19 protein-coding genes and 1 riboswitch are annotated in these 20248 nt (G+C 71.9%); of the genes, 11 read left to right on the plus strand and 8 right to left on the minus strand.

Translation table 11 applies throughout. The features are described 5' to 3' along the window. Window positions 1-2 precede the first annotated feature (2 nt). Window positions 3-1202 carry a RimK family alpha-L-glutamate ligase gene (locus IG69_RS0110345; protein WP_030528090.1) on the minus strand — a complete coding sequence of 400 codons (1200 nt, stop codon included), beginning with the start codon at window positions 1200-1202 and terminating at the stop codon, window positions 3-5. Between the two features lie 23 nt (window positions 1203-1225). Between IG69_RS0110345 and IG69_RS0110350 the strand changes: the two genes are divergently transcribed. Then, the gene (locus tag IG69_RS0110350; protein WP_030528091.1) at window positions 1226-1702 is read left to right on the plus strand and encodes an ATP-dependent zinc protease family protein; all 477 of its coding nucleotides are present in this window, start codon (window positions 1226-1228) and stop codon (window positions 1700-1702) included. Then, window positions 1702-2670, plus strand: coding sequence for a succinylglutamate desuccinylase/aspartoacylase family protein (locus IG69_RS0110355; protein WP_030528092.1), 969 nt, complete (start codon window positions 1702-1704; stop codon window positions 2668-2670). The genes IG69_RS0110350 and IG69_RS0110355 overlap by 1 nt, the downstream gene beginning before the upstream one ends. Window positions 2671-2682: 12 nt before the next feature. Here the strand turns inward: IG69_RS0110355 and lexA are convergent, their stop codons facing one another. After that, window positions 2683-3399, minus strand: coding sequence for a transcriptional repressor LexA (lexA, locus tag IG69_RS0110360; RefSeq protein WP_030528093.1), 717 nt, complete (start codon window positions 3397-3399; stop codon window positions 2683-2685). A 250-nt stretch (window positions 3400-3649) separates the two neighbouring features. Between lexA and IG69_RS0110365 the strand changes: the two genes are divergently transcribed. Together IG69_RS0110365 and IG69_RS22110 are read left to right on the plus strand one after the other, a co-directional pair. Further along, entirely contained in the window at window positions 3650-4051 is a 402-nt protein-coding gene (locus IG69_RS0110365; protein ID WP_030528094.1) for a LysM peptidoglycan-binding domain-containing protein, read from the plus strand. Between the two features lie 272 nt (window positions 4052-4323). After that, window positions 4324-4503 carry a hypothetical protein gene (locus IG69_RS22110; protein WP_157577484.1) on the plus strand — a complete coding sequence of 60 codons (180 nt, stop codon included), beginning with the start codon at window positions 4324-4326 and terminating at the stop codon, window positions 4501-4503. 217 nt (window positions 4504-4720) lie between these two features. Here IG69_RS22110 and IG69_RS0110370 read toward each other — a convergent pair whose 3' ends face one another. Continuing rightward, window positions 4721-5302: a GNAT family N-acetyltransferase gene (locus tag IG69_RS0110370; RefSeq protein WP_030528095.1), complete on the minus strand. Its 582-nt coding sequence runs from the start codon at window positions 5300-5302 to the stop codon at window positions 4721-4723. 56 nt (window positions 5303-5358) lie between these two features. Between IG69_RS0110370 and IG69_RS0110375 the strand changes: the two genes are divergently transcribed. Continuing rightward, complete coding sequence (locus IG69_RS0110375) at window positions 5359-6210, plus strand: ABC transporter substrate-binding protein (protein ID WP_030528096.1); 852 nt, start codon at window positions 5359-5361, stop codon at window positions 6208-6210. 10 nt (window positions 6211-6220) lie between these two features. Here IG69_RS0110375 and IG69_RS0110380 read toward each other — a convergent pair whose 3' ends face one another. Next, the gene (locus tag IG69_RS0110380) at window positions 6221-6388 is read right to left on the minus strand and encodes a hypothetical protein (protein ID WP_157577486.1); all 168 of its coding nucleotides are present in this window, start codon (window positions 6386-6388) and stop codon (window positions 6221-6223) included. 184 nt (window positions 6389-6572) lie between these two features. On the opposite strand from IG69_RS0110380, the gene IG69_RS0110385 reads away from it, so the two are divergent. From IG69_RS0110385 to IG69_RS20990, 4 genes are all read left to right on the plus strand, one after another. Then, a complete protein-coding gene (locus IG69_RS0110385; protein WP_030528098.1) occupies window positions 6573-6758 on the plus strand; it encodes a hypothetical protein in 186 nt (61 codons plus the stop codon). Window positions 6759-7053: 295 nt separating this feature from the next. Next, window positions 7054-7551, plus strand: coding sequence for a transcriptional regulator NrdR (nrdR, locus tag IG69_RS0110395; RefSeq protein WP_030528099.1), 498 nt, complete (start codon window positions 7054-7056; stop codon window positions 7549-7551). A gap of 59 nt (window positions 7552-7610) precedes the next feature. Continuing rightward, on the plus strand, window positions 7611-10562 hold the full coding sequence (locus IG69_RS0110400) for a vitamin B12-dependent ribonucleotide reductase (protein ID WP_030528100.1): 2952 nt from the start codon (window positions 7611-7613) through the stop codon (window positions 10560-10562). A 524-nt stretch (window positions 10563-11086) separates the two neighbouring features. After that, window positions 11087-11187: riboswitch (SAM riboswitch) on the minus strand. 106 nt (window positions 11188-11293) lie between these two features. Next, window positions 11294-12622 carry a nuclease-related domain-containing protein gene (locus IG69_RS20990; RefSeq protein WP_157577488.1) on the plus strand — a complete coding sequence of 443 codons (1329 nt, stop codon included), beginning with the start codon at window positions 11294-11296 and terminating at the stop codon, window positions 12620-12622. A gap of 10 nt (window positions 12623-12632) precedes the next feature. Here IG69_RS20990 and IG69_RS0110415 read toward each other — a convergent pair whose 3' ends face one another. Beyond that, window positions 12633-13607 carry a hypothetical protein gene (locus tag IG69_RS0110415; RefSeq protein ID WP_030528103.1) on the minus strand — a complete coding sequence of 325 codons (975 nt, stop codon included), beginning with the start codon at window positions 13605-13607 and terminating at the stop codon, window positions 12633-12635. 197 nt (window positions 13608-13804) lie between these two features. Here IG69_RS0110415 and IG69_RS0110425 point away from each other — a divergent pair, with 197 nt between their 5' ends. Then, entirely contained in the window at window positions 13805-15718 is a 1914-nt protein-coding gene (locus tag IG69_RS0110425; RefSeq protein ID WP_030528104.1) for a glycosyl hydrolase family 28-related protein, read from the plus strand. Window positions 15719-15771: 53 nt separating this feature from the next. On the opposite strand, the gene IG69_RS0110430 is transcribed toward IG69_RS0110425, so the two are convergent. The 3 genes from IG69_RS0110430 to IG69_RS0110440 form a co-directional block, all read right to left on the minus strand. Beyond that, on the minus strand, window positions 15772-16815 hold the full coding sequence (locus tag IG69_RS0110430) for a LacI family DNA-binding transcriptional regulator (RefSeq protein WP_030528105.1): 1044 nt from the start codon (window positions 16813-16815) through the stop codon (window positions 15772-15774). 46 nt (window positions 16816-16861) lie between these two features. Then, window positions 16862-17791 carry a hypothetical protein gene (locus IG69_RS20995; RefSeq protein ID WP_051750419.1) on the minus strand — a complete coding sequence of 310 codons (930 nt, stop codon included), beginning with the start codon at window positions 17789-17791 and terminating at the stop codon, window positions 16862-16864. An 85-nt stretch (window positions 17792-17876) separates the two neighbouring features. Beyond that, a complete protein-coding gene (locus IG69_RS0110440; RefSeq protein WP_169742052.1) occupies window positions 17877-19148 on the minus strand; it encodes an HNH endonuclease in 1272 nt (423 codons plus the stop codon). Between the two features lie 296 nt (window positions 19149-19444). On the opposite strand from IG69_RS0110440, the gene IG69_RS21000 reads away from it, so the two are divergent. Continuing rightward, window positions 19445-20179 (plus strand): Ltp family lipoprotein, encoded by a 735-nt coding sequence (locus IG69_RS21000; protein WP_051750421.1) that lies wholly within the window; start codon window positions 19445-19447, stop codon window positions 20177-20179. The last annotated feature ends 69 nt before the right edge of the window (window positions 20180-20248 follow it).

The raw sequence follows: 20248 nt of genomic DNA on the forward strand, positions 1-20248 counted from the left end.
CCTCACTCGGGGCGCACGTCGTGGATCGGCTCCTTCGGCAGGCGCTTGACCTTGCGCGTGCGCCGGCGGCGGCTCGGGATCATCGAGCGCATCTCCTCGAGCTTGCCGAAGCAGAGCATCCGGTCGCCGGCCTCGAGCACGTGGTGGCTGTTGGGGTTGGGGATGACCATCGTCCCGCGGTGCAGCGTCAGCGCGGTGATGTCGCGTTCGCGAAGACCGCTGTCGCCCAACGACTTCCCGACGAGGTCGGACGCCTCGTGCACCGCGATCTCGGCCACGCCGTAGCCCGTCGAGACGGTGAGGCGCTGGCGCACGTCGATCTCGGGGAAGGCGACCTGGTTGTCGATGTGGTCGATGATCGCGCCCGCGACGTCGAGCTTGGTCGCGGTCTCGATGCCCTCGAGGCCGGGGGAGGAGTTGACCTCCATGACCTGCGGCCCCTCGTCGCTCTCGAGCATGTCGACACCGGCGACCCGCAGGCCCATGATCTGCGCGGAGCGGACGGCGGCGCGCTCGAAGTCGGGGTCGAGCTCGACCGGCTCGACCGACCCGCCGCGGTGCACGTTGGACCGGAACTCGTCGCCCTTGGCCACCCGGCGCATCGCGGCGACCACGCGGTCGCCGACGACGAGCGCGCGGATGTCGCGGCCCTTGCTCTCCTTGACGAACCGCTGGATGAGGACGTTCTGCTTCGTCGACTGCAGCGTCTCGATGATGGCCTCGGCGGTCTTCATCTCCGGCGCGAGGATGACCCCGATGCCCTGGGTGCCCTCGAGCAGCTTGATGACGACCGGCGCACCGCCGACCCGCTCGATGGCGGGGATGACGTCGGCGCGGTCGCGGACGAAGGTCGTCGGCGGCATCCCGATGTTGTGCCGCGACAGGATCTGGGTGGCGCGCAGCTTGTCCCGCGAGTTCGCGATGCCCCACGAGGTGTTGGGCGTGTAGACGTCCATCTGCTCGAACTGCCGCACGACGGCGGTGCCGAAGTAGGTGATGGAGTTGCCGATCCGCGGCAGGATCGCGTCGTACGTCGAGAGCCGCTTGCCCCGGAACTGGAGGTCCGGTTCGTCCCCGGACAGGTCGATGCCGAAGCGGAGGGTGTTGAGGACCTTGACCTGGTGGCCACGGTCCTGGGCGGCGGTGCGCAGGCGCTGCGTACTGTACGAGCGAGGCGCGCGGGAGAGGATCGCGAGCTTCATGGTTTCCCGACGGGAGAGGACGGATGACGGACAGCCATTCCTACACCCTCGCGGGCTGGCGAGAGTGGGTCAGCCTCCCGGCGGTCGGCGTGCCGTGGGTCAAGGCCAAGCTCGACACCGGCGCGCGGTCCTCGTCCATCCACGCCTTCGACCTCGAGGACCTCGAGCGCGACGGCGAGCGGTGGGCCCGCTTCCGCATCCAGCCGTGGCAGCGCTCGGAGGCCGACGCCGTCCAGTGCGAGTGCCCGGTGCTCGACGTGCGCGAGGTCCGCTCGTCCTCGGGCCACGCCGAGGAGCGGCTCGTCGTCGCGATGGACCTCGTCCTCATGGGCCGCACGGTCGCCGCCGAGATGACGCTCGCGCGCCGCGACGAGATGGGCTTCCGGATGCTCGTCGGCCGCGAGGCGCTGCGCCAGGGCTTCGCCGTCGACCCCGGCCGCTCCTACCTCGGCGGCCGTCCGCCCCTCGCGATGCGCCGGCGCAACCGGGGGAGGGCCTGATGGCCCGGCGCCCCCTGCGCCCCTCCTTCGAGATCGGCCACGTGCGCGTGCGCGCCGGGCGCACGCAGTCGGTGTCGCTGCCGATCACCCGTCTGGTCACCGGCGCCGACGTCGAGCTGCCCGTCCGCGTCGTCCACGGGCGCGAGGAGGGACCGACCGTCTGGGTCGACGCCGCCATCCACGGCGACGAGGCGGTCGGGGTCGAGGTCGTGCGTCAGGTCGTCGCCGGCCTCGACCCGAAGACGTTCTGCGGCACCTTGATCGCCGTCCCCATCGTCAACGTCCTCGGCTTCTCGGCCGGGCAGCGATACCTGCCCGACCGCCGCGACCTGAACCGCTCCTTCCCGGGGTCGCCGCGCGGCTCGCTCGCCGGGCGCATCGCGCACCTGTTCATGACCGAGGTCGTCGACAAGTGCGAGGTCGGCATCGACCTGCACACCGGCTCGGACCGGCGCACCAACCTGCCGCAGGTCCGCGCCGACCTCGAGGACCCGCGCACCCGCGCGCTCGCCGAGGCCTTCGCGGCCCCCGTCATGCTCAACGCGAAGCTGCGCGACGGCTCGCTCCGCTACGCCGCCCGCGAGCGGGGCGCGACCGTCCTGCTCTACGAGGCGGGCGAGGCCTGGCGGATGGACCGCTGGGCCGTCGACGCCGGCGTGCTCGGCGTGCGCCGCGTGCTCGCCGCGCTCGGGATGACCGAGCCGGTCGCCGAGGACCCGCCGGCGCCGTCGGCGGTCTCGTTCCGCAGCGGATGGGTCCGGGCGCGCGGCACCGGCATGCTCCACCTCGAGGTCGCGCTGGGGGAGCGCGTCGAGCGCGGGGCGCGCCTCGGTGGCCTCTTCGACTCGCTCGGCAAGCGGGTGCGGCTGGTGCACGCCGACCGCTCCGGCGTCGTCGTCGGGCGCACCGAGGCGCCGCTGGTCAACTCCGGCGACGCGGTCGTCCACATCGCCGAGGTCGAGGACTGACGCCGGCCTCCCTCAGACGCGGCGCAGGACCGCGGTGACCTTGCCGAGGATCGTCGCGTGGTCGCCGTCGATCGGCTCGAAGGCCGGGTTGTGCGGCATGAGCCAGACCTTGCCGTCGCGCCGCTTGAAGGTCTTGACGGTCGCCTCGTTGTCGAGCATCGCCGCGACGATGTCGCCGTTCTCGGCGGTCGGCTGCTGGCGCACGACGACCCAGTCGCCGTCGCAGATGGCTGCGTCGACCATCGAGTCGCCGACGACCTTGAGCAGGAAGAGGCTGCCCTCGCCGACGATCTGCTTGGGCAGCGGGAAGACGTCCTCGACGACCTCCTCGGCGGTGATCGGGACACCGGCGGCGATCCGGCCGAGGACCGGGACGTAGGAGGCCTCGGGGCGCTCGTCGCCCTCGCCGGTGACGTCGACGATCTCGTCGGCCTCGGGGCGGCGGTAGCCGGAGCCCTGGCGGTCGGGGGAGACGACCTCGATGGCGCGCGGCCGGTTGGGGTCGCGGCGCAGGAAGCCCTTGCGCTCGAGCGCCGAGAGCTGGTGGGCGACCGAGCTGGGGGAGGTGAGCCCGACGGCCTCGCCGATCTCGCGCATGCTCGGCGGGTAGCCGTGCCGGTCGACGGCGTTGCGGATGACCTCGAGGATCTTGCGCTGGCGGTGGGTGAGGTCCCCGCCGTCGCCGCGGTCGGGCATCTCGTGGATGTCGGCGTTCCTCGGACGTGCCATCTCGACCCCTTCGCTGCGGCCGCCCCGTGCCGACGGGGGGCCTGACCGGTGTTTTCGCAGGTCAGACGGTCTGTCGGTGGTGACATGCAGTCTGATCTGCATGCGGACATCCTACGAGCGACGGGCCTCGAACTCAAACATGTGTTCGACGCGTGTCTTGTCCGCCTCGAACGTGCGTGCTATAACTCGTACAGACGTTCTATCGAACACCGGTTCGACGGTGGCCCCGGCCGCCGGGATGGAGGACATGATGAGCGCGATCGCCTGGGACCCCACCGACCTCGGCCACACCCGCCCCGTGCCGGCGCGCCGCCCGCGGCTCGTCGTCCTCGAGGGCGGCGCCACCGGAGGGAGCGCGGCCCGCGCCGCAGAGCCGGCGCTGCGGATCACCCGCCGCGGCCGCCTCGTGCTGCTCGTGCTCGCCACCCTCGCGCTGGCGGCGGCCCTCGGCCTGCGCGGCCTCGGGGGCGCGGGCGCCGTCGAGCCGGCCCACACCGTGTCGGTGTCGCCCGGCCAGACGCTGTCCGAGATCGCGTCCCGTGAGCTGCCCTCGATGTCCATCAGCGACGGCATCGTCGCCATCCAGCTCGCCAACGGGCTGAGCACCGCGCAGGTCCGCGCCGGCCAGCAGCTGGTCGTCCCCGCGGGCTGAGCCGCCGCGGGGGCGCCCGGTCGGGCGCACCACGATCCCCGAGTCCCTCGACCCGACTCGGACGCCGGAGGGCGTCGTCTCCCGTGCAGAGGAGACGGCGCCCTCCGTGCTGTGCCGGGTCGGCGCCGGCCGCTCACCCCTGTCAAAGCGCGCCACGCTCGGCCGAACGGGGGAGGGGGCATCCCCCGACCTGTCGGACCTCCGGGGCCCATCGGCCCGCGGGCGCGCTCCGGCGCTGCGCGACCCCCCTGTGCACGAACAGACTTCAGGGCATGCGGACACGTCGTCGCGGCTCCTACCGCCTCACCCACCACCCGGTCGTCCAGTGCGGCGGCCAGGGCCGGTGGCTCTGGTCGTGCGGCTGCGGAGCGCGCGGGTCCGCCACCTCGGGCGGCTGGCACGGTGCCTACACGGCGGCACTCGTGCACCACAGCCAGAGCCCCGGGGAATGAGACGTGCGGCCCGGGGATACACAGAGGGTCCCCGGGTCGCACCCCCTCGTCGTCGCTGGCTCTCCACCGACGCGACGACGGAGCGGGCGGCGCTGGCTGTCGTCTGCAGGGAGGCCGCGGCCCTCACGTCGCTGGGGCACCGCAGGTCCCCCCACTCCGACCCCCGACCGGGTCCGGGTGGGGGGATCGGCCGTCCCCGGCGCTGACGGGCCGAGAGTCAGGCCAGGGTCCGCCGCATGACCAGGCGCGGCATCCCGCTCGCGGTGGCGTCCGTGACGCCGACCTCCTCGAAGCCGGCCCGCTCGAACATCGCCCGGGTCCCGACGAACGCCATCGTCAGGTCCATCCGCCGCTCGCCGGGGTCGACCGGGTGGGCCTCGACCGCCGGTGCCCCCTGCTCGGCCGCCCAGGCCACGGCGCCCTCGATGAGGTGCGCCGTCACCCCCTGGCGCCGGTGGCCGCCGCGGACGACGACGCAGACGATGCTCCACACCGGGACGTCGTCGACCGGGTGGATCCTCGTCGAGTGCACGAGGCGCGGGATGTCGCTGCGCGCGCCGATGTTGCACCACCCGACCGGGACGCCGTCGCGGTAGGTGACGACCCCCGGCGGCACCGCACGCTCGCAGAGGCGTCGGGCGGCCTGCTCGCGGCTGCCGTCGCCGAGCTCGTCGATCTCGCGCTGCCGCAGCCGGTGCGAGAGGCACCAGCAGTGCGTCGCACGCCGGTTGGGGTTGACGACGTCCGCGAAGTCCGCGAAGCGGTCGGGCGTGACGGGGTGGGTCTCCCAGGTGGTCATGCCGCAGCCAAGCACCGCGCACCGACACCGCGCCACCACCTCCGTAGGGTCGGGGCGTGCGCATCGTCAGCCTCATCCCCTCGGCCACCGAGATCCTGTTCGCCCTCGGGGCGGGGGACGACGTCGTCGGCGTGACCTTCGAGTGCGACTTCCCGCGGGAGGCCCGGTCGCGCCGGGTGGTCTCCACCTCCGCGCTGCCCGAGGGCCTGGCCCCGGGCGAGATCGACGCCGCGGTGCGCGCCGCCGTCGAGCGCGGCGAGGACCTCTACCACCTCGACGCCGGCGCCCTGTCGGACCTCGACGCCGACCTCGTCGTCACCCAGGACCTCTGCGCCGTCTGCGCGCTCGACGTCTCGACCGTCGACGCCGCGCTGCGCCACCTCGGCTGCCGCGCCGAGGTGCTCACGGTCGACCCGCACACGCTCGAGGAGGTCCTCGCCTCCGTCGGCGCGGTGGGGGCGGCCGTCGGCCGCGAGGCGGAGGCAGCACGCCTCGTCACGACGCTGCGGCAGCGCCTCGACGGCGTGAGTGCCCGCGTCGCCGGACGCCGGCGGCCGCGCGTCGCGGTCCTCGAGTGGACCGACCCGCCGTTCGCGCCGGGGCACTGGATCCCCGAGATGGTGCGGCTCGCCGGCGGCGAGTGCGTCCTCGGGGCGGCGGGGGAGCGGTCGGTCGCCATCGGGTGGGAGGACCTCGCCGCATCGAGGCCGGAGGTCGTCGTCGTCGCGCCGTGCGGCTACGACCGCGAGGGGGCGCAGCGCCAGGCCGACGTGCTCGTCGCCGCGGGGGTGCTGCCCGACGGCGTCGTCGTCCACGCGGTCGACGCGGACGGGCTGTGGGCGCGGCCGGGGCCGCGGCTCGTCGACGGCGTCGAGGAGCTGGCGGGCCTCCTGCACCCGCCCGGGTGAGCCCCCGGTGTCAGTGGCGGCGCAGCCGGTGGTCCTCGTCGTCGTGCGCGGCCTGGGTGCGACGCCCGAGCGCCGCGACGCCGACGAGGAGGAGGTCGAGCAGCGGCGAGGCCGGGCCGTGGCCCGGCTCGCGGCGCGAGGTCGCGCCCTCGGTGTAGCGGCCCAGAGGACCTTCCATGGTGTAACCCATCACGTGTCCTCCCAGACGCGTTGCCCCCGACTTCTCCCTGACATTCACCAGAGTCGCATCAGGGTTTGGTCAAGGAATGGCAAAGTCGGCGCGTCCCGGGTGTTCGGCGGAGCAGGCCTGGCCGAACGGACGATGCCCGTATCACCGCGCGCGCCGGGGCCTCCTGAGGGCCATGAGCACCTTCCGTCGGCGGACCGCCCGCCGCAGCCACCACCCGGTCGTCGGCTGCGACGCCCGTGGCCGGTGGCACTGGGAGTGCGGCTGCGGGGCCGGCGCGCGGGGGAGCGCGGGGCCGAGCGACTGGCACGGCGCGGTCATCGCGGCGCTGGTGCACCAGGGCGCCGCGCCGGGGGAGTGACCCCCAGATCTGGTGCCTCCGGCGTCACATCCGTCCCACTGGTGGTGGTGCGACACGCCGGCGAGAGGGCTCGCCACGGGGTCCACACCCCCGCTGACCTGCGCAAACAGCCGAACGACCGATCTTCGACCTCCCCCTGTTGCGTCGCGGGTCACACGGATGGCACGATGAGCCACAACATCTAGTGGTTACACCGCTGTAGTTCGTCCACATCTTGTGCACACGAAATGCCGGTTCTCCACAGGTTGTTCACACGAGAGTCCACCGTTTCGTCCACAGGGGGAGGCCCGCCGTCATGCACTGTCCGTTCTGCCGGCACACCGACTCCCGGGTCATGGACTCCCGCACGACCGACGACGGCGCGGCCATCCGCCGCCGCCGCCAGTGCCCGGAGTGCGGCCGCCGGTTCACGACCGTCGAGACCGCCAGCCTGAGCGTCGTCAAGCGCTCCGGCGCCACCGAGCCGTTCAGCCGGGCGAAGGTCCTCGTCGGTGTCCGCAAGGCCTGCCAGGGCCGCCCGGTCACCGAGGACGACCTCGCCATCCTCGCCCAGAAGGTGGAGGAGTCGATCCGCAGCGCGGGCTCGGCCGAGATCGACGCGCACGAGGTCGGCCTGGCCGTCCTCGAGCCGCTGCGCGAGCTCGACGAGGTCGCCTACCTGCGCTTCGCCTCCGTCTACCAGGCCTTCGACTCCCTCGAGGACTTCGAGTCGGCCATCACCCTCCTGCGCGCCGAACGCGAGGCGACCGCGCAGGAACCGCAGGCCACCGCGCCTGTCACACCCCAGCAGTAGAACAGCACCAGCAGGTCACCACCGCCCCCGCGAGAGGGGGCAGAAGGAAGGGAAGAGGCATGACCGATGTCGCCGGAGCACGTGCAGGTGCCCGCAAGGCCGCCAAGGGCAAGGGGGTGAAGATCGAGCGGATCTACACCACCCCGGGCGTGCACCCCTACGACGAGGTGACCTGGGAGAAGCGCGACGTCGTCCAGCAGAACTGGAAGACCGGCGAGACGATCTTCGAGCAGCGCGGGGTCGAGTTCCCCGACTTCTGGAGCGTCAACGCCTCCACCATCGTCACGACGAAGTACTTCCGCGGCGCGGTCGGCACCCCCGAGCGCGAGACCGGGCTCAAGCAGCTCATCGACCGCGTCGTCCTCACCTACGTCAAGGCGGGCAAGGACTACGACTACTTCTCGAACGCCGACGACGCCGAGATCTTCGAGCACGAGCTGACCTACGCCCTGCTGCACCAGGTGTTCAGCTTCAACTCGCCGGTCTGGTTCAACGTCGGGACCAAGAGCCCGCAGCAGGTCAGCGCCTGCTTCATCCTCTCGGTCGACGACTCGATGGACTCCATCCTCAACTGGTACAAGGAGGAGGGCTTCATCTTCAAGGGCGGCTCGGGCGCGGGCCTCAACCTCTCGCGCATCCGCTCCTCCAAGGAGCTCCTCTCCTCCGGCGGCACCGCCTCCGGCCCGGTCTCCTTCATGCGCGGCGCCGACGCGTCCGCGGGCACCATCAAGTCCGGTGGCGCCACCCGCCGCGCGGCGAAGATGGTCGTCCTCGACGTCGACCACCCGGACATCGTCGAGTTCGTCGAGACCAAGGCGCGCGAGGAGGACAAGATCCGCGCCCTGCGCGACGCCGGCTTCGACATGGACCTCGGCGGCAAGGACATCACCTCCGTCCAGTACCAGAACGCGAACAACTCGGTCCGCGTCAACGACGCCTTCATGCGCGCCGTCCAGGACGGTACCGAGTTCGGCCTCACCTCGCGGATGGACGGCTCGGTCATCGAGACCGTCGACGCCCGCGAGCTCATGGGCAAGATCGCCAAGGCCGCGTGGGAGTGCGCCGACCCGGGCATCCAGTACGACGACACGATCAACGACTGGCACACCAACCCCGAGACCGGCCGCATCACCGCGTCCAACCCGTGCTCGGAGTACATGTCGCTCGACAACTCCTCGTGCAACCTCGCCTCGCTCAACCTCCTGAAGTTCCTCAAGGACGACGACACCTTCGACGCCGTCACCTTCCAGAAGGTCGTCGAGCTCGTCATCACGGCGATGGACATCTCGATCTGCTTCGCGGACTTCCCGACCGAGTCGATCGGCGCCACGACCCGTGACTACCGCCAGCTGGGCATCGGCTACGCCAACCTCGGCGCGCTGCTCATGGCCACGGGCCACGGGTACGACTCCGACGGTGGCCGCGCGCTCGCCGCGACGATCACCTCGCTGCTCACCGGTGCCGCCTACAAGCGCTCTGCCGAGCTCGCCGCGGTCGTCGGCCCGTACGCCGGCTACGCCCGCAACGCGGACGCCCACAAGCGCGTCATGCGCAAGCACGCCGCCGCCAACGACGCGGTCCGCACGATCTCCACGATGGACAAGGACATCCACCGGGTCGCCACGAAGGCCTGGGACGACGTCGTCAAGCTCGGTGAGAAGAACGGCTACCGCAACGCGCAGGCCTCCGTGCTCGCGCCCACCGGGACCATCGGCTTCATGATGGACTGCGACACGACCGGCATCGAGCCGGACTTCTCGCTCGTCAAGTTCAAGAAGCTCGTCGGCGGCGGCTCGATGCAGATCGTCAACCTGACGATCCCGCGGGCCCTGCGCAAGCTCGGCTACACCGAGGAGACCGTCGAGGCGATCGTCGAGTACATCGCCGACAAGGGCCACGTCATCGACGCGCCGGGCCTGAAGACCGAGCACTACGAGGTCTTCGACACGGCGATGGGTGCGCGCGCCATCTCCCCGATGGGCCACGTCCGGATGATGGCCGCCACGCAGCCGTTCCTCTCCGGCGCGATCAGCAAGACGGTCAACCTGCCGGAGACGGCGACCGTCGAGGAGATCGAGGAGGTCTACGTCCAGGGCTGGAAGCTGGGCCTCAAGGCGCTGGCCGTCTACCGCGACAACTGCAAGGTCGGTCAGCCGCTGTCCGACGGTGGCTCGACCGCCAAGGACGCCGCCGCCGACAAGGCCTCGGCCGCCGTCGCCGCCGCGACGACCGAGATCGTCGAGAAGGTCGTCTACCGACCGACGCGTGAGCGTCTGCCGAAGCGCCGCAGCTCGCAGACGACGTCGTTCGCCGTGGGCGGGGCCGAGGGCTACCTCACCGCCGGCACGTACGAGGACGGTCGCCTCGGCGAGGTGTTCCTCAAGTTCGGCAAGCAGGGCTCCACGCTCGCCGGTGTCATGGACGCCTTCTCGATCGTCACCTCGGTCGCGCTGCAGTACGGGGTGCCGCTCGAGACGTTCGTCGAGAAGTTCACGAACATGCGCTTCGAGCCGGCCGGCATGACGGACGACCCGGACGTGCGGATGGCGCAGTCGCTCATGGACTACGTGTTCCGCCGGCTGGCCCTTGACCACCTGGACTTCGACACCCGCTCGTACATGGGCATCCACACGGCGGAGGAGCGGGCTCGCCAGCTCGAGACGGGCTCCTACGCACCGGAGTCCGGCGAGTCCGACGAGGAGCTCGTCGAGGAGATCGAGTCCCTCTCGGTCGGCATCGGCGCCACGTCGAAAAAGGCCGAGGAGCCCGCCTCCTCGTCCGCTCCGGCCTCGGCCGACGCGGGCTCCGCGGCCACGGTGGCCTCGGGCTCGGGTGCGGCCTCGGCCCGTGAGGTCTCCTCGGAGATCCACTCCTCGGCCGACCTCCTCGCGGCGTTCGGCAACTCGAAGGCCGCCGACGCCCCGATGTGCATGACCTGCGGGACCAAGATGCGCCCCGCCGGCTCCTGCTACGTCTGCGAGGGCTGCGGCTCCACCAGCGGCTGCAGCTGACGCACCAGCCACACGACGAGGGCCCGGGCAGAGACCACTCCGCCCGGGCCCTCGTCGCGTCGACCGAGAGGAAACCAGAGTGAGCACGTCGTCCAGGCGTCGGGGCATCGCGTGGACCGTCGTCTTCTCCGCCGTGGGGGTGGGCCTCCATGTGCTGGGAACGGCCGTCGGGTCGGGGCTGCTCGGCTCTACCCTCGCCGCCGTCGTCTGGGCTGCGGTCCTCGGGCACCGGCAGTCGGCAATGTCCTCGTTCAAGGATCCGCCGGCACCGGTCGCACCGGTTCTCGAGCTCGTCGCGCTGGGGCCGGTCCCTCCCGAACCGGACCGGCGGGTGCTCGAGGAGTCCGACAGCTGCGTGATCTGTGGTCGGCCGTTGACGAACGCAGACAGCCGCAGGGCCGTTGGCAGCGCGTCGAGTGCGTCAGCCGTCCATCCGGTCGGCAGCTGGGCGGGGTGGTGGGGGTTGCCGGAAACGGGCACGGTGGCTCCTCGGGGTCACACGGACCCCTCGGCCTGACCGTGGAGATCCGCTGTTGTCATCGGATGACCATCTCGTCACCTGGGGCACCCCCGCGGAGGGGGTTGCCGGACAGCAAGCCAGGGCTTGTCGCTGCCTCTCGTGAGCTGCACCCAATGTAGAGGAAAGCGCCGACAGGGATGAACGTTCGTCTGAACACCTGCGAGCCAACGGTTCTGGCTGCGACGATTCCTCGGTCGAGGGGAGGCTCGGGGTGGGTGTCGAGGGGTGGAGCGCGGACCAACGCGCCGCGGATCTGCGTGCGCGCGGCAAGGCGTCGGCCGGTGCGTGGGCCGCAGGAGCGGAGGGTGAGCGACGGGTTGCCGCCGCACTCTCGATGCTCCCGTCGGACTGGTTGGTGCTGCATGACCGGTTGCTCATGCCGGGCGTCGCCGAGTCCAACATCGACCACCTCGTGGTGGGAGCCGCGGGCGTGGTCCTCATCGATGCGAAGAACTGGGCCGGCCACCTGAGCGAGTGGCAGGGCAGCGTCTTCCAGCATTCCTTCACAGCGGACGGCTCGCGTCGTCATCGACGTAGGGACCGGGAGTTCGCCGTCGTCCGGTCCATGGCCATCGAGGTCGCGCGGCGGGTCGGTGTCACCGTCACCGCTGTCATTGCGCTCGCTGGGACCCGTGCCGCCGACTTCGGCGAGCCACGTGTCGTCCACGGTGTCTGGGTGGTGCCCGTCGACCGCCTGGCGTCCTGGCTCCGACGACGGCCGGAGATGGTGATCGAGGGCCGCGCCCGATTGGATGTCCAGGTCCGCACGGAGTTCCCCTCGACCACGACGGACCCCGCGCTTCTCTTGGCCATCGGGCGCGAGCTGCGGGACCCGCACCGCGTCCTCCCCTCCAGCGCGCGGACAGCAGCGCACGGTTCTGTGAAGAGATGGCCGGCCCCGAGGAGGACCACAGCACACACCGTCAACAGGCGTCCGACGAGGCGGGCTCCTCGCCGATCACACGGGCGGGGCAGAGCCTTCCTCGGCCTGGTGATGTGCGGTCTTGTCTGGTGGACCGCCGCGAACGGTGCACTCGGCTCCGCGGTCTCGACGGTGTCGTCGCGCCTCGCCGCTGCCGCTCCGTCTGCGGTGACGACGCCCGTCGACCGACTCGCGTGCTCCGACGTCGCCCTGAATGACCTTCCACTCGACGAGGGTCTGCGCCTCACGTCCCGGGCTCGCGGCATGGGCTGTGAGTGGTCGATGAAGACCAAGGGGCGCGACGTGGTGGTCATACAGATGATCGAGCACACCGGCGCGACGGAGCAGGCGCATCCGATGTTCGTCGCGGCGCGGGAGGCCGGCAGAGCCGAGGTCGTCGACACGTTCGGGGCGGGGCGCAGGGTGGTGGGCCTCTGGGCCGTCGCCGGGACGAGGGTGGGTCCCGGCCAGAAGTCGCCCGTCGCCACACGGAGCGTGAGCGTCCACGTGTCGTACGAAGCGATGGGACTCAGCCTGAAGCAGGGCACCTCGCTGGCACGGGCGGTCGCCGCTCGTGCCAGTGCACAGCACGATCCGGTGCCGACGACGTCGCTCTGAGTGGCGGGAGTCAGACGGGCCGGAGCCGAGGTCGTCCGTCCGGATCATCGGGCCGGGGCCATCTCGCAGGTTCCCAACCGAACTCTCCACCCAGGTCCTCGGCGAACGGAGTGCGCCAGCAGAGGTGGCCCATGGCGAGGATCAGGTACTGGTCGTCGGACATCCCGTAGTGCCGAGCGCGCCGGGTGATCTCGCCGTGCAGGGCCTCAGGCATCCCCGAGATGGAGAAGCTGACGTTGTCGCCTCCGCTCCACGCCGACACGTCCCGGAGGTGGTGGTCCTGCTCGCACTGTCGCACGGCGACGTAGAGCAGCTCGTCGAGGGGCAGGGTGGGACGACGCAGGAGCGCAGGGTCCTCGACGAGCGCGGTGGCGACAGCGGTCGTCAGGTCGTAGAGGCGTTCCGCGAGGTCCTCCTCCGTCCACCAGGTGGCTGTCCGGTAGTGCCGGCTCAGCGACCGGCGCACACGGCCTTCCGCTGCGGCGCTCAACTGGGCGCCGTCGACGACCGCGGCGACCTCGACGCGGCCTCCGATGACCGTGAGCGACACCAGCGACCCGGGCGCAACCGCAGGCAGCCACCCGGTCGGCCCGACGATCGTCTCGTGGCCGAAGGACCCGCGGGAGAGGGGCTCGCCCGAGGTCAGGAAGAGTCCTTCGCGGTCCATCCACGCGATGAGCGGGGCCAGGGCGAGTGATGCCCACAGGTCACGTCGCGTGCCGTCGCACGCGGCCATGCGCACCGTGAACACGGACCCCTCGAGCAGGTCGATCAGCCGGATGACCGAACCGTCGGGGCGGCCGACCATGAGCGGGGTGCGCTCGCCGATCATCTCGACGAGCCGAGCATCGACGACGCGCAGACGGAAGCGGCGCCGCATGCGGCGCGCCACCTCGTCCGCCGGTAACGGGCCGTCGGCCAGGGCCTGTAGGGCCGAGTCGAGCAGCTCGGCATCGGTGGGTTCGAGTGGCACCGGCTCGGCCATCTGGGGTCCTTCCGTCGTCGTCGCCGGCCACTATGACCCGGTCGGCCGCTCCTCCTGCGAGGTTTTCCACAGGGGCGTGCCTCGCCTCCGTCGAACCCTCGCCGCTGCGGTTGTCGGGGGAGCGGGGGTGTGGTTGGGTACGCGTCAGAGAGCGCTCTCTCACCGACGAGCGAGCCCCGGCGCGAACGGACTGCGACATGACCTCACCCTCGCCCGCGAGGACCACCCGAGCCACCCGCCGCGCCGTCGCCGGCGTTGTGACCGGCCTCCTCGCTCTGACCGGCACGGCGGCCCAGCTGGCGCCCGCCGCCGCGTCGCCGGCCAAGCCGAAGCCCCCGGCCCCGAGCATGGACCTCGGCAGCAAGGTGCTCGTCCTCGACCCGAGCATGGCCACGGCCGACATCAAGGCCGCAGTGGACACGATCAGCAACGCCCAGACCGACGACGAGATGGGCACCGGCCGCTGGAGCATCCTCTTCAAGCCCGGTACCTACGGCACCGCCACCGAGCCGCTGCAGCTCAAGGTCGGCTACAACACCGAGGTCGCCGGCCTCGGCGCGAGCCCCGACGACGTGCACGTCATGGGCAAGATCGAGGTCTACAACCGCTGCCTCGACGACGGCGGCACGAGCAACTGCATCGCGCTCAACAACTTCTGGCGCACCCTGAGCAACCTGACGATCGACGTCAACGGCACCGGCCAGGACGGCTGCCGTCAGTCGGCCAACTTCTGGGCCGTCAGCCAGGCCGTATCGATGCGCCGCGTGGCGATCAAGGGCGGCAACCTCAGCCTGATGGACTACTGCACCGCCGGGCCGCAGTACGCCAGCGGCGGGTTCATCGCCGACACGTCCGCCGAGACCGTCATCAACGGCTCGCAGCAGCAGTGGCTGACCCGCAACAGCACCGTGGGCACCTGGAGCAACGGCGTCTGGAACCAGGTCTTCGCCGGCGTCGAGGGCGCCCCCGACGACAGCGCCTTCCCGAACCCGCCGTACACGACGCTCGAGAAGACGCCGGTCAGCCGCGAGAAGCCGTACCTCTTCATGGACGGCACCCGCTGGGCCGTACGCGTGCCGTCGGCGCAGACCGACACCCGCGGCCGCAGCTGGGCGAACGGACTGACGCCCGGGAAGACGCTGCCGCTCAGCGCCTTCCACGTCGCGAAGCCCGGCGAGTCGGTCAAGGACATCAACAAGGCGCTCGCGAAGGGGCAGCACCTGCTGCTCACCCCCGGCATCTACGACGTCGACCGCAGCATCGAGGTGAAGCGCCCCGGCACGGTCGTCCTCGGGATGGGCCACGCCACCCTCACCGCGCAGAAGGGCGCGACGCCCCTCGAGGTCGCCGACGGTGCCGGCACGGTCATCGCCGGCGTCACCATCGACGCGGGAACCAAGCTGTCGCGCAACCTCCTCCACGTCGACGACCACGACAAGGGCAAGGGCGGCGACCGCTCCGGTCGTGGCTCGAGCGCCAAGGACCCGCTGACCCTCAGCGACGTCTACTTCCGCGTCGGCGGCCCGCACATCGGCAAGGTGAAGGTCGCGCTCCAGATCGACGCCGACCACGTGCTCGTCGACCACACCTGGGTGTGGCGCGCCGACCACGGCGTCGAGGACTTCACCGGCGGCGTCCTCGGTGACGACGAGCGCTGGGCCGTCAACACCGGGACCAACGGCCTGATCGTCAACGGCGACGACGTCACCGCGACCGGCCTGTTCGTCGAGCACTTCCAGCAGCACAACACCATCTGGAACGGCGAGCGTGGACGGACCGTCCTCTACCAGAACGAGCTTCCGTACGACCCGCCCACGCAGGCCGACTGGACCCAGCCCGACGGCACCCTCGGCTACGCCGGCTACGTCGTCTCGCCGAAGGTCCGCACCCACGAGCTCTGGGGCGGCGGGTCGTACGTCTACAACCGCAACAACCCGTCGATCGTCACGGAGCACGGCTTCCAGGTGCCGACCACCCCGGGGGTGCGGCTGCACCACCTGCTGACCGTCAACCTCGGCGCAGGCACGACCCGCCATGTCGTCAACGACGTCGGCAGCCAGGTGGATAACAGCAACACCGGCACCCCGGCGTACGTCAGCGAGTACCCGTGAGCCGCACCGTCTGAGCCCGGACCCGTCCGCGGCAGCGCCGAGCAGGTTCCCGCTCAGGCGCTGTCGCGGACGACCAGCTCCACACCCAGCACGACCGACCCGGAGGCCTCGGCCGCTGCCAGCTCCGGCAGCGCGTCGGGCACCGGCCGGCCGAGGCGCTGGAGCAACAGCTGCGCCATCAGCCGGCCCTGGGTCTCGGTCCGCTGGCGCACGGTCGTCAGCGGGAGAGCGGCCACCGCCGCGACGTCGGCGTCGTCGAAGCCGATGACCGCCACGTCGCCCGGAACGGAGCGCCCCGCATCCCGCAGCGCCGTCAGCGCGCCGAGGGCCATCAGGTCGTTGGCGACGAAGAGGCCGTCGACGTCCGGGCGGCGCTGCAGCAGAACGGATGTCGCCAGCGCACCGCCCGTCGTCGTGAAGTCGCCGACCTCGATGAGCTCCTCGTCGAACGCCTCGCCCAGCGCCTCGCGGAAGCCGGCGAGCCGGTCCGTCCCGGCCGTCATGTCCTGCGGGCCGGCGACGGTCGCGATGCACCGGCGCCCGCTCGCCAGCAGGTGACGCGCGGCGAGCCGGCCGCCCTCGACGTTGTCGTGGTCGACGTGCGCGACGCCGGGGTGCGCGGCCACCGGACGGCCGCCGGCGACGACCGTGATGCCGCAGCCCTCGACGAGCCCGACGACGTCGTGGTCGCCGTGCTCGGAGATGACGAGCGCGCCGTCGACGTGCCCGCCGCGCAGGAAGCCGGCCAGCCGGTCGAGGTCCTCGTCGGTCTGCACCATCGAGAGCACCATGTGCAGCCCGGAGCGCGCCAGCTCCTGGCTGGCCCCACGCGCGACGGCGGCGAAGAACGGGTCCCCGAAGACGCGGCTCGTCGCCTCGGCCGCGACGAGCGTCACGGCGTCGGCGCGGCGCGTCATCAGCGCTCGCGCAGCCGGGTTGGGGACGTAGCCGAGCTCGTCGACGGCGGCGCGGACGCGCTCGGCCATCGCCTCCTCGACCGTCGGGGAGCCGTTGACCACCCGCGACACCGTGGCCCGGGAGACGCCGGCGCGGGCGGCGACCTGCTCGAGGGTCGGCCGCTGGCGGGCGGGCATCATCCGGTGCACACCCACACGGTAGCCATCTCGGCTCGGAGGCGGGCGCTCACCGCAGGCAGGGGCCGCTGCCGAGCTTCGCGAAGGCGTAGCGGTCGCCGTCCTGGAGGGTGCCCGGCCCGTTGCTCGCGCTCATCAGCTGGTCGTCGGCCTGGGGGTGGTCGGCCCCGAGGACGTGGCCGAGCTCGTGGACGATGACGCCGTGTGCGTCCCCGCGGCGCTGCGGGTCGTTGATCCACCTGCCGAGCGTCGGGGCGTCGAGCTCGATGGCGCCGGTGACCCAGCTGCGGCGGGTGGTCGGGCGGTCGGACTCCCGCGGGCCACCGAGCCCGACGATGCCGCCCTCGAGACGCGGGGTCTCCTTCGGGTCGCTCCAGGAGATGAGCACCGGGGCCCACTGCCGGTCGTACTGGGGCGTCCGCAGGGTGCGCGACGGGGAGGGCTTCTCGTCGGTGTAGCCGTCGAAGACGAAGGCCAGCCCGGTCGCCGCGGACACCTCGGTCACGGCGTCGGTGATGGCATCGCGGCCGGTGTCACCGAGGTCGTACGGGCCGTGGATGACGTAGTGGATGGCACGGCACGGGTCGAAGGTGACCGGCTCGCCGCTGTCGACCTCGTCGATGAACGCGTAGCTGTCGAGGTCCGGTGGGTCCGGCAGCGGCACGGCGGGGCGCATCCGGCCGCCCTCGGGAGTGGCGACCGGAGAGACGCCGACACCGACCCGGAAGGTGGGGTCGCCGTTGACGAGGTAGTCGGCGAAGGTGACGAGCTGGGGCCAGCCGAGCTTGAGCGCGAGGAGGACGACGAGCAGCAGGCCGACGAGGAGCGGGGTGCGTGGGCCGCGCTGCCGATCGGCGCTGCTGGGGATCTCGACGACGGGGACGACGGCCCCGGCCCCGGCGTGCTCGTCGAGGAGCTCGGCCACGGCCGGGACCTCGCGCGCCAGGCGCGCCAGCTCGTCGTCACCCCCGGTCGGCACCCCGACAGGGTAGGAGCGCGTCGTGGCGGGCGTCGGGCATCCGTGGCGAGGGGTGACCGAACGGCCGAGCGACGGGGCGTGGAGGTCAGGCGGCATCGAGGAGGGCGGCCCAGTGACGCTCGAGCACGGACTCATCGTCGGGCGGGGGGTCGGAGCCCCATCCGAGGAGGGGCGGGGACAGAGTGCGGTGGCGGTGTCCGGTCGGTGTACGGACCTCGAGCTCGTGGGGTGACCCGCGGACGACGACCACCTGCCACCCGGGCGACTCCTTGACGAGGTTGCACCGGGCACAGAGTCCCGCCGCGTTGACGAGGCTCGTCGGCCCACCGTCGCGCACGGGGTGGACGTGGTCGGCGTGGGCGACGAGGGAGTCGCACCAGGGCGTGGCGCAGACGTCGTCGCGCAGGACGACCATCCGGCGCAGGAGACCGGTGAACAGCCGGCGGCGGGCATCCATCGCGACGAGGTCGCGGGCGTCGGGGCTCACGTAGAGGCGTCGCAGCCAGACGGAGGCGTCGCCGGCGTCGCGGACCCACCGGCGCGCGACGGGTGCGGGGACCGAGCCGTGGCCCGGGATGCGGGCCGGGGTGTCGACGGAGGCGGCGGGGTCGCCCGTCCCGAAGAGGGAGCGGTCGGTCATCACGAGGTGGACCTCGACCGGCTGGACCTGCCCGACCGCGAGACCGGCGAGCAGCCGCGTGGCGGTGTCGGCCATGACCGCCCCGAGGCCACGCCCGTGCGGTGCCTCGTCGTCGCACCCGCCACCGACGACCAGCTGGGCACGGGCGCGCACCGCGGCGTAGGCGCCGACGGCGTCGCGCAGCGGGGCCAGCACGGTGAGCCATGCCATCCCGTCCGGTGCGGGCCGCACAGAGACGCGTCGGGATGCGGCCGCTGCCTCCATGCGGCGGACGACGGAGGCGGCGTCGAGCTCGGCGGCCACCCGTCGCGCGGCGCGGCCGGCGGCCCGTGGCCCGAGCCGGGGGAGGACGCCGGCGAGGCGGCGGTCGACCTCGGCGCGGTCCTCGCGGGTGAGCGTGGCCGTCTCGCGGACGACCTCGAGGGCGTGGCGCTCGCCGATGGCGCCGTCGGTCAGCGCGGCCATCGTCGCGGGCATCTCGTGGACGAGCGCGCGGGACATCCCGACGAACCGGTTACCGAGAGTGGGGGACTCGTGGCGAGCGAGGGCGACCTGCGAGCCGACGGAGCGCCCAGCGTCCTGGGGAGCCGCCGCCTCGTGTGAGCGACGGAAGGCGTCGGTGGCTCGGGCCTGGGCCGCCGCGACGGCGCCCTTGAGCCGCTCGAGCTCGGTCAGGAGGTCGATGCGCTCGCGGTCGTCCAGCTCCTCGACAGGCACGTCAGCGAGGGACGTCCGGAAGGCCGTGACCGAGGCCGCGGCCGATCGACTCGCGACCCCTGCGGCGACCCCCATGGCGCCCTCCCTCCTGCTGCCTCCAATCGTAGAGATGACCACCGACAGTCCCCGTGCCGCGCGGAACCCGGCCCGGCATCGGTCGTTCGGACGATTCGGGCAGTCGCCTCTGGCTGTTCGACCAGCCGTTATGTACGGTCACCGGAGTTCACGCGGGGGAAACGTCGTGAACCCCGGGGGGCCGACGCGTGTCTCCCGACGTCCGAGACAGAGAGCACGACATGACGAACTCACCAGCCGGTTGGTACCCGCAGGAGGACGGCCGGCAGCGGTACTGGGACGGCGCCCAGTGGACCGAGCACTTCGCTCCGGGCGCGACGCCCGCCGCGGCCTCGGTCAGCTCCGCCGTGCAGCAGGGTGACGCTGTGCCGTCGCCCAAGCCGTGGTTCAAGAAGAAGCGGCTGATGATCCCGGCCGGGCTCGTGGGTGGCGTCATCTTCGTGTCCGCGCTCGGTTCGGCACTGGGCGATGACGGTCCGCAGCAGGACTCCGCGCTGACGGCGAGCACCTCGTCCAGCTCGTCCGCCTCGCCGCGGTCCTCCGAGGCGCCCGCTGCCACGGCCTCACCGACCGCGGAGAGCGTCGTGGAGACGACTTCCCCGTCGCCCACACCCACGCCGTCCAAGGCCGCGCCCAAGCCGAAGCCGAAGCCGGCCGCGCCGTCACTGACCCTGGCTCAGGAGAACGCGAAGGGGACAGCCGAGTCGTACCTCGACATGTCGGGCTTCAGCAAGAAGAGCCTGATGGAGCAGCTGAAGTTCGAGGGGTACAAGAAGTCAGACATCGAGGCCGCGATGGCGACCATGAAGGTGGACTGGAATGCCGAGGCTGTCGAGTCAGCGCAGTCGTACCTCGACATGACGAACTTCTCCAGGAGCGGGCTGATCGAGCAGCTCGAATTCGAGGGCTACACCTCGAAGCAGGCGAACTATGCCGTGAAGAAGGTCGGCCTCTGACCAGCCCGACCCGGCCCGAGGCCCCGGTCGGATCCCATGACCGGGGCCTCGCGCTGTCGTCGCGGCACG

The organism is Phycicoccus jejuensis (genome assembly GCF_000720925.1).
Lineage (GTDB): Bacteria > Actinomycetota > Actinomycetes > Actinomycetales > Dermatophilaceae > Phycicoccus > Phycicoccus jejuensis.